Raw genomic sequence first — 12,362 nt, forward strand, 5'->3', positions numbered from 1 at the left:
CTGCCACATGCAAGGGTGAAAACAAAGAGAGAATGTAAGTGTAGGTTATGTTTTATTCTGCATAGCAGCAACTTATATGTTGAAAAATTAAAATGGATTTATATTTCTAAAATATGGTTGACAATATAGGATTACATTTGTAATCTTATATTGTAGATTACAAATGTAATACAAGAGGTGGAACATACTATGACAAATAAATTACCTAAAATATCTGAAGCTGAATTAGAAATTATGAAAGTTCTTTGGTCAAAATCTCCCCAAACAGCAAATGAGATCATTGAGGAGCTGGAGACAACAATGGATTGGAAACCAAAGACCATTCGAACACTTATTAATCGACTGGTTCAAAAGGAAGCGGTTTCTTATCATCAAGACAAAGGACGTATGTATGCCTATTATCCGTTAGTATCACAAGATAATTACTTGCAAGTAGAAACAAAATCTTTACTTAAGCGTTTCTGCGGTGCAGCATTCAAACCATTACTTGTGAATTTCTTAAAAGAAGAAAAACTATCTTCAGAAGATATTAATGAGCTGAAACGTATTTTGGATGAAAAGACAGAAGAGAACGAGAGGAAAGGTAGATCATGAAGATAGATATGGTTGTAGATATCTATCTTCCCCGCTTGTTTGATTGGTTGATAGAAACATCGCTTATGGCGAGTGTATTAGTTGGCATCATCTTATGTGTCAAAGTTGTACTTAGAAATAAGTTAACTCCTAGGTGGCAATATATGCTGTGGATGATACTGATTGTAAGGCTTCTCCTGCCGTGGTCACCGGATAGCTCTTATAGCATTTATTCGCTTCTTTCATATAGCTCTGGCGTTTCTGAGATTTTTCAAAAGACTCCTTCTCCTGCAACGTCACAAGAAGCTGTACAGGAAAATAAAAATATAGCAAATACGACAGTAAGTACAAAAGAGGATCATTCAGTACATGCCGCGAAAGAGAGTGAACAAACATACGAGAATAAAAAAGAAAAAGATACTACATTTTCAGTTTATAAAATTGCTATGTATATTTGGCTGTTAGGAGCTAGTATATTAGCGATTGGGACTTTTATTATGAACGGACGGTTACACAATTACATAAAAAAACAACCTAATATTACAGATGAAAAAATCGTTAGGATATTTGAGAACTGTCGGAAGTCGATGGACATTAAGCAGCAAATTCCATTACGGTTAGCTGGAAAAATTCCAAGTCCAACTGTCTTTGGCTTTTTTCGCCCAAGAGTACTATTGTCAAATAAACATATGAAAGTACTTAATGAGAAGCAACTTCAGTATATTTTCTATCATGAATTGGCACATATTAAACGAAGGGATGTCGCGGTGAATTGGCTGATGTACGGTTTACTTATCTTAAATTGGTTTAATCCAATTCTTTGGTATGCCTATTCATGTATGCGAGAAGATCAAGAACTAGCCTGTGATGCATTTGCGCTTACCTTTATAGATTCAGAGGAACAAATCGCATATGGACATACAATTATTACTCTTTTAGAACATTATTCAAGTTATTATCAAGCGCCGAGTCTAGCTAATTTAAGTAGAAATAAACGTACGCTAAAAAGGAGAATTCTGATGATCAAGAAATTCAAAAAGAAATCATATCGCCTGTCTGCACTTGGAGTAATTGCGATCGTTGCTGTCGCGTCTGTTTCTTTACTAAATGCACGTACAACGGAAGGAGAGGAAAGGAAGAAGGGACAAGCGATAGAAAAAAAGGAACAATCGAAGGATACGGTTCAAAAGGCTGTAGAAACAATACAGGGTACACCGGAAAATGCGAGAAAAGAGTGGGGCATGTCAGAAGAGTCATATCAAAAGGATACGGATTTTTTATACTTTGCTGAAAAATGTTTAACAAAAGAGGAATTTGAACAGTACGTACAACTGTTCAAGGAAACTCGTGCGATTCAGAAAAAAGCAATGGTTAAGAGAAGTGTATCCGAGAATTATAAAGGGGATACAGAATGGTTTAATAAGGAACGTTTAAGTCAAGCTGATCTTGAAAGGCTAGAAGAGCTTGATAGGAAATCAAAGCCATTTGAAGATAGAGTGGCTGAATCTTTAAAGTTTACTGTAGAGGAAGCGCAGCAGCATGTAGACTTCCAAATTAAAAAGCCAGCTTATACAATTGAAGGTTATACGCTAAAGACAGAACATGTTAGTTCTTTCCTTAAAAGAAAGCCCGAATTAATTATCGAATCAGAATATGTAAAGGGAAAAGCTAGTTATATAATTTATCAATCGCAAGTTTTTGGAGAAAGTAAAGATCCATTCCACCATTTATTTGTTGTAGAAGAAAATATTGAACAGTATGAGTTAGAAGGGAACCAAGTATTCTATGCTACCCATAATTCAGATAGTAATTTACAAGGTATGAAGATAATTGTTCCTGCAAAAGGAAAGAATAGTGCTTATCAAATAGTAATCACAAATCATGGTGTCGATACACCAGGGGAAGCAGTGTTTGATAAAAACGTAAATAAGGCAGAATTAGAGAAAATAATGCTCTCAATGTTGAAATGAAAAAAGGTGTTCCAAAGATTTAAATCTTCGGAACACCTTTTTATTTTAAGAATACGATGGTGAGTATTTATAATAGTTTTGCAAGAAGTAGAAGCTTAAATGATGTAAAATAGTATAATTATGAAAGAAATACAACCTCTTGCTATATAATGATTGGAAATAGGTAGAGCTACCTTTTCCTTTCACTGTTTTTTCTGATACACTATGACAGTATTATGTTGATGGACTGGAAAATTTTATAATGGGAATAACTAAAAAGAGAACTTGTATAGAATGGAAGACTGTGGTAATATCAAATATGTACCAATTGACTATATTATCCAATTGGTCATTTTTGGAGGTGAAGATGTGGCGGTAGATCGAAAACGTTCTATTATTGAAGCTGCAACAAAGTCTTTTTCGGCATTTGGCTATAAGGCGACGACAATGGATCAAGTTGCAAAATTAGCGAATGTAGGAAAAGGAACAATTTATACTTTTTTCAAAAATAAAGAAGAATTATTCGGAGAAATTATTTCTAATTTAATTACAGAAATGAAGCAAGTTGCAAAAGAAGCAATTCGTTCAGATGTTTCATTTTTTGAAAATGTACATAGAGCATTATACAGCATCTTAGAATTTAGAAAAGAACATCAGCTTATGATTAAACTCATTCAAGAAGAGCGAGATATGGGAACGAAAGAAGTACAAGAAGTTATGCAACAAGTAGATGTTGAAATTGTATCTTTTATTCAATCCTATTTGGAAAGCGCAATTGCAAAAGGTGAGATTAGTAAATGCGACCCAGAAATCACAGCATTTATTATGCTGCGACTATATGTATCACTTATTTTCGATTGGGAAAAAAATCATGAACCATTAGAAAAAGAAAGAATTGCAGAATTATTTGAACTTTATTTACTGAAAGGATTGTCAAACTAAGATAATCCTTTTTATATTTATGGACTTTCTCCTTAGACATGTTTAAAAATAAAAATTGAGCGAATCTATTGTATAGAGAGAATAAAGAGGTTTAACTTTGATATAGAAAAATAAGAGCCTTACTACACTTCATATGCAGCAAGACTTTTTAAAATTGCTTAAATGTAATCTGATTATGCTTGCCTTCAAAAATAGAGAATAAAGACGTTTAATTATAAAATATTTAATAAATCCTCTTACTCTATAAGCAACACTATACCGTCTTTATATTCAAATAAATAATCATCTGCTTTTTCTAATAGAACAGGTAAATACTGATTTACCATTTCAGCAATCCCTAAATTATTGGGGTTCATTATCCAATCAATGTGTTTCCAATCGAGAATACCTTCTCTTGTTTTTTTCATAGATTCATTACCTAATGTTTCATCTACTTCAAATAAGTACACATATAATCCATCTTTTTTTCTATCACTTGTATCCCATGTAATGACACCTTTTGAGTAATACTGATTTACTTTGAAGCCTGTTTCTTCAAACACTTCACGAATTGCACCCTCATCAGCAGTTTCACCTACTTCATTTTTACCGCCAACACCGTTCCACACCCCCATGATAGGCGGCTTTTCACGATTCAGCATTAAGATTCTATCATTACTTTTTAAAAAACATACATTATATTTAAACACTTAATCAGCCCCATACTTAAATTAATTCTTTATTCATCTAAGTATACAATACTGTCTAAAATTTAAATATGCCGAGTACCATTAGGAGAGAATTTATCATTCATGGATTTATGGACAGAAATGAGAATATTTACAGTGTGAATTCTAGGGAAGAGTGGACGAAGTGGGAGGATGTATAAGTTTTGAAAACCCCTGTTTTTTAGTAACAGGGGCTCTTTTAGTTATAGTAGGTCATGGAAGTTCACATAATGTACAAAAAATAACCATTTACACTATGGTAATATTAGTAATGTAATCATATTAATTAACGGAGATGAGACAAGATGACGACATATTTTATAGTTATGTTAATTATTATCGGTGTTCTTAAAATAATAGTGACGAGTCTTCCAAGTCCTGTTGTGAGATCGCTTGCCAGCAAATTTGAATTGCATCCAAAACTTAGTGATGCGGCTGTTACTGTAACCATCGACGGAAAACAAATGGAAGGTGAAGATAAAGCTCAAATCATCGATCAATTTAACCAAGCGATATTTCTAGAGAAATATTATTTTCCTCCACAGACCAGTGGGACTCCAGTAGTTATTAGTACGAAGAAAGGAAAAAACGATGTTCGTTTTTCTGTGTACAGTTACGACGATCACGTTGATGTAATCAAACAATACAAGAAAAAAGTAATCGGGTATAGTCTGCGTTCCAAAGACCTTCAAAACCGTTCTATGTTAGTAACTGGGGACTTAGCCTAAAAGGATTGGTACTGTCTGCTAATGCAGGATAAATATTGCTAAGTTAATATTTAAGTAAGTTTACTAATTTACTTCTGCTCCAAATAAAAAAGAGGATTTCTAAAATAGAGGCTACTGAAGAAGCGCCTACTTTGAGCAAATCACAGAATTTTTATTAATATACAGAAAAGAAAAAGAAGATCACATCACCTATATATAGTAGGGGATTATCTTCTTTTTCTTTTTTAAGTGCTTTTTATCATAATATATTAAATCCATTTTAATTTTTCGACATCTACATCTCTGCTATGCAGAATACAAAGTACCCTACACTCGTTTGCTCATTCTGTTTTTACTTCGCATGTGGCAGAAACAGGCTCTGACCGCTTCTATGCATGGCCAGATGCTCTCTCCCACTTAAAAAGAGGGGTTTTATGTCGGTTTTTTAATTGATGTATATATAGATAACGAAAGGCTATTTTTTACTTTAAAATTAACGAGAAACTATATCTCTATTCATAAACCACTTATTTTAGAATAATACTCTGTTCCAATCGTTCCTTCTGACGAAGATGATGTGCAAAATGCATATAAATGAGTTGAAACCACTCCGCTGCATTTAAATAACCAAATCCAGGATGCTCTACTTTACGGTTGCTTGGAATAGAAGCAATCGTTCGTTCAACTTCCTTCATTTGCTTAATCAGTTGTAGCAATTCTTGTTTAACACCTTCTTTATTCGCTTGGTTTTCAGGTGTGTATCCTGGACGATCAGGTACTTTTATTTGTATAGGAGGAAAAGCCTCCAGTGCATATACTTTTTCACCCATTTCTGTCTTTTGACCATCTACAGTTGTAGAATCAGTTGCACACTTTGCGATGGCATGTAATTGCATATGTGCAGAAGCAAGTAAATGATTATACATTTGCCCGAGGGACCATTCTCCTTCAGAAGGTTTGCTTCTAAATTGTTCAAGAGTGTATTTTTCTAGTTCGTTAATGTAAGACGTTGCTAAGCTTTCAAATTTCTCTAAAGCGACAGTAGTGTTCATAGTATTAGCTCCTTTTTCTATATAAGATTTCGTTCTTAATGATTACTATACATGATTGATGTTGACACCATTATGTCAGCAGTGAAAGAAAAAATTAAAGTTGCAGCATTTTTCTTGCCTCATCTCGAATTCTCTTAGAAAGAATAGTTGGTTCTAGCACGTTTACTTGACTTCCCCAGCTTAGCACCCACGGGAATACTTCATCTATATTTCTCGATTTCAAAACGACATGAAAACCATCATCTTTATGCTCATATGAATCTATAAAAAAGTAGCGAGATTCAATAATTTTGTGTGCAATATAGGATGGAAATAATAAATGAATGATAATGGTTCGATTATTTTCAGGTTGATAGTCTGGTAAATAAAAGTTCTCCGGTTTCGTAAAGAACGTGTGCTGTTGTTGTAAGTTGTCCATGCGGTCCAAACGGAAATGGCGTATTTGTTTTCGAAGTAGACAATGAGCAACAATGTACCAAATCCCTGAAATATTGACTAAACCATAAGGATTTACCGTACGTTTATTTTGTTCACTTTGATTCGGTTTACGATAAGAAAAAGAAACACATTGTTGTTTCTGAATAGCTTCTTGTAAGAGAAGAAGCTGTTTCTCCAGTTGTTCTTGAGCAAATCTTTGATGAGAGAAAGTACCGGAGAGGAAACGAAAAGTTCCTCTTAACTCCTTGACCTTCTTTTGCTGTTCAGAAGGGAGGATTGCTTCTAATTTCTCTTTAGCAGATTTTGCATGTATAGAAAAAGCTGAGTTGAGATTTTGTTCGACATAATCACTTCCTAATAGAAGCGTTACCGCTTCTTCTGGTTTGAATTGAATGGGCGGCAAGAAATAACCATCCATTAAAGAATAGCCTTGCCCAGGCATCGAAAAGATTGGGACACCTGATTCACTGAGTGCTTGCATGTCTCTATATATTGTTCTTTTACACGTTTCAAATTTTTCAGCTAAGCTTTGAGCTGTGACGGTTTGTTTCCTCTGTAATTCAATGAGAATAGAAAGTAAACGATCTGTTCGATTCATGAAATATCATCCTTCATATGTAATAAATATCCTTATTGTGAAGTTCTAAATAGGAGTCAAATCTTCCTGCAAATAACAGACTTTTCCCTATGTATAATATCAATATAGTAAAATCATCCGAACTCGTATTGCAGTTTCCAATAATATACTATATAATCAACCTAAGAAAACGTTTTCATACAAAGGGGGAGAATTTCGTGTCAACGATCGAGGACGTGGCGAAATTAGCGGGGTTATCAAGAACAACGGTTTCTCGGGTGATTAACAACCATCCGTATGTATCTGACGATAAGAAAAAGAGGGTTCAATTAGCAATGAAGCATTTAGGCTTCGTTCCTAATTCTGCGGCAAGAAGACTTCGTAAACAAAAAGCAGAAACAATTGCGGTGCTTGTTCCAAGGATCACAAATCCTTTTTTTAGTAGATTTATTGAAGCAATTGAGATTGCTGCTTCTGAACATAAATATAAACTGATTATTTGCCAAACAAGATACTTACCGGAAAAAGAGATGGAATACTTACAACTGTTATCAACAAAACAAGTTGATGGTATTATTCTATGTTCACTTGAGAATCCATGGGAGAAAGTAGAGCCATACTTACAACACGGTCCAATCGTGTTATGTAATGAATATATTGAGGAAGCAAACATTCCAACGGTTAAATTTGATCATGCACAAGGGGCTTACATAGCTGCGAAGCATGTACTAGAACAAGGTTATCGTAATCTTATTTTTTGCCGTGGAAATGAAACGAAAATAGTGAGCCAACAGAGAAAAATGGGCTTTTTACGTGCAATCACTGAGAAGAGCAAACAAGTAGAAGCGATTGATTTTCTTGAAAACGCTTTCTCGTGGGAAGATGGAAAAAGAATATTCCATGAAGTATTAAAGGACAAAAAAAATCCTACCGCTATTTTGGCAGGAGGAGATGAAGTCGCAGCTGGAATTATCGCAGAAGCGAAACGCCATAGCTGGAGTATTCCTGATGATTTAGCTGTAGTTGGCTTTGATAACCAAATTTTATCACAAATTACAGAGCCTGGTATTACAACAATTGAACAGCCAATTGGTGAAATGGCTCGAAAAGTTGTTGATTTAATGATGGATAAAATCCATACGAAAAATTATCGTAAAAAAGAATTGTATGAGTTTGAACTGGAGCTCTTGGTGAAAGGTTCAACGATGAAAAATGCGATGTTACTAGCCTAGTAGACGATGTCTGCTAGGTTTTTCTTATGTTTACAAACTACTATTCTTCGTGAACGCAATCGTCACATTTATTATGGTACGCTTCGTGCTGTTCATCAATTTCCTTTCCGCAATGTGCACAAGTTTTCGTTGGTAAATTTCTGAAAAATTCCATTGGTTGATCAATCATGTAAATCCCTCCATTTCCATTTCTTACTAACATTGTATTAGTACAAAAAATAAAAGTCAATAACTGTTTTATAACAAATTTAAAAATAATGAAAAAGTTTAAGAAATGGATTATAGTTAAGAATGTAAGTAAAAATCCTTCTCAGTGAAGTGAGAATACTGCATTTCTAGTGGTTTAGAAAGGATGGATACATATGAAAATGACTGTTGTTGGCTTTTGGGGCGGCTTTCCAGAAGTAGGAGAAGCAACGTCGGGGTATTTGTTTGAACACGATGGTTTTCGTTTACTTGTTGACTGTGGCAGCGGTGTACTAGCACAGCTGCAAAAATATATAACACCATCTGATATAGATGCAGTTCTGTTGTCACACTATCATCACGACCATGTTGCGGATATTGGAGTATTGCAATATGCGAGGTTAATTACGAGTGCGACGAAAGGACAATTACCAGAACTACCGATTTATGGACATGCATTTGATGTGCAAGGGTTCTCGACCTTAACACATGCACCGCATACGAAAGGGATTGTATACAATCCGGAAGAAACATTACAGATTGGGCCGTTCTCTATTTCATTTTTGAAGACAGTACATCCTGTTATATGCTATGCGATGCGTATTACGGCGGGTGATGAAGTGATCGTATATAGTGCTGATTCCAGCTACATTCCTGAATTCATTCCATTTACAAAAGATGCGGATTTATTTATTTGTGAATGTAATATGTATGCACATCAGGAAGCTGCAAAAGCAGGGCATATGAATAGTACAGAAGTGGCAGACATTGCAAAGAATGCAAATGTAAAGGAATTACTGTTAACGCATCTTCCGCATGCAGGAAACACATCTGATTTAGTAGAAGAAGCAAAACAAATTTTTGACGGCCGTATTACGCTTGCGCATAGCGGTTACGTTTGGAATTCATGAGGTGAAACGATGTTATTTATTGATAATAAAGGAATTACAGATCCTACAATTAACTTAGCAATTGAAGAATACTGTGTGAAAAATTTAGATATTAACGAAACATATTTATTGTTCTATATTAATGAACCTTCCATTATCATTGGGAAAAACCAAAACACAGTAGAAGAAATTAATGCTGATTATGTGAAAGAAAAAGGCATTCATGTTGTACGACGTTTATCAGGCGGAGGCGCTGTATATCATGATTTAGGGAACTTAAACTTCAGCTTTATTACGAAAGATGATGGAGATAGTTTTCATAACTTTAAAAAATTCACCGAGCCTGTTACAAAAGCGCTTGGAAAATTAGGTGTAAATGCAGAGCTTAGCGGCCGCAATGATATTTTAGCGGAAGGTAGAAAAATCTCAGGTAATGCGCAGTTTTCAACGAAGGGCCGCATGTTTAGTCACGGTACATTATTGTTTGATTCTGAAATTGATCACGTTGTATCAGCACTTAAAGTAAAAATGGATAAGATTCAATCAAAAGGAATTAAATCAATCCGTAGCCGCGTGGCAAACATTACGGAATTTTTAAACGAAAAGATGACAACAGAAGAGTTTAAACAACTTCTTCTTGCGACGATTTTTGAAGGTGAAGCAGAAATTCCAACATACGAGCTAACAGAAGCAGATTGGAAAGAGATTTATAAAATTTCTGAAGAACGCTACCGTAATTGGGACTGGAACTACGGGAAGTCACCGAAGTTTAATTTACAACATTCACACCGTTTCCCAGTTGGACAAGTTGATGTTCGTTTAGAGGTAACAAAAGGAACTGTGACTGAGTGTAAAGTATACGGTGATTTCTTCGGTGTGGAAGATGTTCATGACATTGAAGAACGCTTAACAGGAGTACAGTTTGACAAAGAAGCGTTTGCTACAGCTCTAGAAGATGTGGATGTAAAACGTTACTTTGGTAATATAACAACAGAAGATTTCTTAGCGTTATTCTTTTAAATGGTAAAAACAGTCATATTGTATGTATGACTGTTTTTTATTTTGTTACAAGAAAACGCATAAAAACAATGTGTATAACTTCAAATTAAAAAATGAATGAATGCTCATTTACCCCGCTTTAACGGGCAGTAATACCCCTGCATCAAAATTTAGTCAAAAATAAAGAAAGTGGGTGAAGGGTAAACTGCCCGTAAAAGCCCGATTGGTTCGACTAATAACCCGTGGAGAGCTAAGGCTCTCTCACGGATTAAAGTCTCACTTTACATGCAATTAATTAAATGTTACTTGCCACTTTAATTTTCTTTTAATATAATGTATTTAGAATTTTTAAATTTTCTAAATTTTATAAAGGTGGGGTTTGTGTGAATCTCGTTCAATCTTTGGCTGAAACAGCAAAAAAGAAAGGGGAGAAACCGGCTTATATATTTATGGATCAGTCGGTTTCGTATGACCAATTAAACAAAATGGTCACTAGGTTTTCTGGTAATTTAGCAAAAATGGGCATTGGAAAAGGGGATAATGTTGCATTAATTGTAGGGAATTCACCACATTTTTTAGTTGGGTTATATGGGACAATGAAAACAGGAGCAACAGTCATTCCTATTAATCCGATATACACAGCAGACGAAATGCATTACATTTTACAAAATGGAGATGTAAAAACAATCATCACACTCGACATCCTTCTACCGATTATACAATCTCTTACAACAAGAATTCCTTCTCTTGAACATATCATCATATGTGAAACCTCATCAGATTTTAATCATACAGAAACTGAAAAAATGAAAACGTTTACTAGTCTTATAGGAACCGGTGACCTATCTTATGAAGGCCCTGAGCTATATGAAGAAGATGTGGCTGTTATTTTATATACTTCAGGCACAACAGGGCATCCAAAAGGCGCTATGTTAACACATAAAAACTTATATAGTAATGCTGGAGATGTCGCGTCATATTTACAATATACTGCGGATGATCGCGTTGTTGCGGCACTTCCAATGTTCCATGTATTTTGTTTAACAGTTGCAGTGAATGCGCCCATTATTAACGGTGCGACGATTTTAATGTTACCAAAGTTTAGTCCAAAAGAAGTATTTCGTATTTGTCGTACATATGGGCCAACAATATTTGCCGGAGTACCAACGATGTATAATTATTTATATTTATATGAAGAGGCAACTCCAGAGGATGTTCAGACACTTCGATTATGCATTTCTGGCGGGGCTTCTATGCCTGTTGCTCTTTTGAAAAACTTTGAAAATCGATTTGGTGTTATTGTCTCAGAAGGGTATGGATTATCAGAAGCTTCACCAGTTACTTGCTTTAATCCGTTAGATCGTCCGCGGAAACCAGGTTCGATTGGAACGAATATTTTGCATGTTGAAAACAAAATTGTTAATGAGCTTGGAGAAGAAGTTCCTGTAGGTGAAGTAGGCGAATTAATTGTTCGTGGGCCAAATGTAATGAAAGGATATTACAATGCACCGGAAGACACAGCGGCAGTGCTTCGTGATGGATGGCTGTATACAGGTGATTTAGCGAAGATGGATGAAGAAGGTTATTTCTACATTGTTGATCGTAAAAAAGACATCGTCCTTGTAGGTGGTTATAACGTATATCCTCGTGAAGTGGAAGAAGTATTATATCAACATGAGGCGGTTGCAGAAGTTGTTGTTATTGGTGTTCCTGATGAAAACTTAGGAGAAGCAGTGCGGGCCTATGTTGTTCAAAAACATGAAGCGGTAACAGAAGAAGAGCTAATGCGCTATTGTTCTTTACACCTTGCAAAATATAAAGTACCGAAGAGCATAGAGTTTTTAACAGAATTGCCGAAGAATACAACAGGTAAATTATTGAGAAGGGCTTTGAAGGAGAAGGCAATGCAGGTGTAGTGAAAGAAGTAAGCTTTAATTCCTGATCTATATATACATCAATTAAAAAAACGACATAAACCCCATCTTTTTAGGTGGGAGGGAGGATCTGGCCATGGATAGAAGCGGTCAGGGCCTGTTTCTGCCACATGCGAAGTAAAACCAGAAAGAGCATGCGAGTGTAGGTTACTTTGTATTTTGCATAGCAGGGATTT

General features: G+C 35.2%; 12 protein-coding genes and 1 pseudogene. 9 read left to right on the plus strand and 4 right to left on the minus strand.

The window, feature by feature from the left end:
* Positions 1 to 189 precede the first annotated feature (189 nt).
* From V7183_RS11805 to V7183_RS11815, 3 genes are all read left to right on the plus strand, one after another.
* Entirely contained in the window at positions 190 to 594 is a 405-nt protein-coding gene (locus V7183_RS11805) for a BlaI/MecI/CopY family transcriptional regulator (protein ID WP_335359632.1), read from the plus strand.
* The gene (locus V7183_RS11810) at positions 591 to 2,543 is read left to right on the plus strand and encodes a M56 family metallopeptidase (RefSeq protein WP_335359633.1); all 1,953 of its coding nucleotides are present in this window, start codon (positions 591 to 593) and stop codon (positions 2,541 to 2,543) included. Before V7183_RS11805 ends, V7183_RS11810 begins: the two co-directional genes overlap by 4 nt.
* Positions 2,544 to 2,891: 348 nt before the next feature.
* Positions 2,892 to 3,464 (plus strand): TetR/AcrR family transcriptional regulator, encoded by a 573-nt coding sequence (locus V7183_RS11815; RefSeq protein WP_097899713.1) that lies wholly within the window; start codon positions 2,892 to 2,894, stop codon positions 3,462 to 3,464.
* 236 nt (positions 3,465 to 3,700) lie between these two features.
* Here V7183_RS11815 and V7183_RS11820 read toward each other — a convergent pair whose 3' ends face one another.
* Positions 3,701 to 4,153, minus strand: coding sequence for an NUDIX hydrolase (locus V7183_RS11820; RefSeq protein ID WP_335359634.1), 453 nt, complete (start codon positions 4,151 to 4,153; stop codon positions 3,701 to 3,703).
* Positions 4,154 to 4,230: 77 nt separating this feature from the next.
* Here V7183_RS11820 and V7183_RS11825 point away from each other — a divergent pair.
* Positions 4,231 to 4,332, plus strand: a pseudogene (locus V7183_RS11825) (DUF2087 domain-containing protein); the annotation flags it as partial.
* A gap of 144 nt (positions 4,333 to 4,476) precedes the next feature.
* Positions 4,477 to 4,899, plus strand: coding sequence for a YfmQ family protein (locus tag V7183_RS11830; RefSeq protein ID WP_097899652.1), 423 nt, complete (start codon positions 4,477 to 4,479; stop codon positions 4,897 to 4,899).
* Positions 4,900 to 5,405: 506 nt separating this feature from the next.
* Here V7183_RS11830 and V7183_RS11835 read toward each other — a convergent pair.
* Both V7183_RS11835 and V7183_RS11840 read right to left on the minus strand, forming a co-directional pair.
* Positions 5,406 to 5,930 carry a DinB family protein gene (locus V7183_RS11835; RefSeq protein WP_335359635.1) on the minus strand — a complete coding sequence of 175 codons (525 nt, stop codon included), beginning with the start codon at positions 5,928 to 5,930 and terminating at the stop codon, positions 5,406 to 5,408.
* Between the two features lie 94 nt (positions 5,931 to 6,024).
* Entirely contained in the window at positions 6,025 to 6,966 is a 942-nt protein-coding gene (locus V7183_RS11840; protein WP_335359636.1) for a helix-turn-helix transcriptional regulator, read from the minus strand.
* 197 nt (positions 6,967 to 7,163) lie between these two features.
* Between V7183_RS11840 and V7183_RS11845 the strand changes: the two genes are divergently transcribed.
* A complete protein-coding gene (locus V7183_RS11845) occupies positions 7,164 to 8,177 on the plus strand; it encodes a LacI family DNA-binding transcriptional regulator (protein WP_097897631.1) in 1,014 nt (337 codons plus the stop codon).
* 40 nt (positions 8,178 to 8,217) lie between these two features.
* Here V7183_RS11845 and yhfH read toward each other — a convergent pair whose 3' ends face one another.
* Positions 8,218 to 8,346, minus strand: coding sequence for a protein YhfH (yhfH, locus tag V7183_RS11850; protein ID WP_000567010.1), 129 nt, complete (start codon positions 8,344 to 8,346; stop codon positions 8,218 to 8,220).
* A 193-nt stretch (positions 8,347 to 8,539) separates the two neighbouring features.
* Between yhfH and V7183_RS11855 the strand changes: the two genes are divergently transcribed.
* From V7183_RS11855 to V7183_RS11865, 3 genes are all read left to right on the plus strand, one after another.
* Positions 8,540 to 9,274, plus strand: coding sequence for an MBL fold metallo-hydrolase (locus V7183_RS11855; RefSeq protein ID WP_097897630.1), 735 nt, complete (start codon positions 8,540 to 8,542; stop codon positions 9,272 to 9,274).
* A 9-nt stretch (positions 9,275 to 9,283) separates the two neighbouring features.
* Complete coding sequence (locus V7183_RS11860) at positions 9,284 to 10,273, plus strand: lipoate--protein ligase (protein ID WP_335359637.1); 990 nt, start codon at positions 9,284 to 9,286, stop codon at positions 10,271 to 10,273.
* Between the two features lie 362 nt (positions 10,274 to 10,635).
* Positions 10,636 to 12,168: a fatty acid--CoA ligase family protein gene (locus V7183_RS11865; protein ID WP_335359638.1), complete on the plus strand. Its 1,533-nt coding sequence runs from the start codon at positions 10,636 to 10,638 to the stop codon at positions 12,166 to 12,168.
* Positions 12,169 to 12,362: the final 194 nt, after the last annotated feature.

The sequence above is a fragment of the Bacillus sp. JJ1127 genome (assembly GCF_036965845.1).
GTDB lineage: Bacteria > Bacillota > Bacilli > Bacillales > Bacillaceae_G > Bacillus_A.

Coding starts and splice junctions, on each gene's coding strand:
- V7183_RS11805 (WP_335359632.1), top strand. CDS start 190: ATGACAAATAAATTACCTAAAATATCTGAAGCTGAATTAGAAATTATG.
- V7183_RS11810 (WP_335359633.1), top strand. CDS start 591: ATGAAGATAGATATGGTTGTAGATATCTATCTTCCCCGCTTGTTTGAT.
- V7183_RS11830 (WP_097899652.1), top strand. CDS start 4,477: ATGACGACATATTTTATAGTTATGTTAATTATTATCGGTGTTCTTAAA.
- V7183_RS11835 (WP_335359635.1), bottom strand. CDS start 5,930: ATGAACACTACTGTCGCTTTAGAGAAATTTGAAAGCTTAGCAACGTCT.
- V7183_RS11840 (WP_335359636.1), bottom strand. CDS start 6,966: ATGAATCGAACAGATCGTTTACTTTCTATTCTCATTGAATTACAGAGG.
- yhfH (WP_000567010.1), bottom strand. CDS start 8,346: ATGATTGATCAACCAATGGAATTTTTCAGAAATTTACCAACGAAAACT.
- V7183_RS11855 (WP_097897630.1), top strand. CDS start 8,540: ATGAAAATGACTGTTGTTGGCTTTTGGGGCGGCTTTCCAGAAGTAGGA.
- V7183_RS11860 (WP_335359637.1), top strand. CDS start 9,284: ATGTTATTTATTGATAATAAAGGAATTACAGATCCTACAATTAACTTA.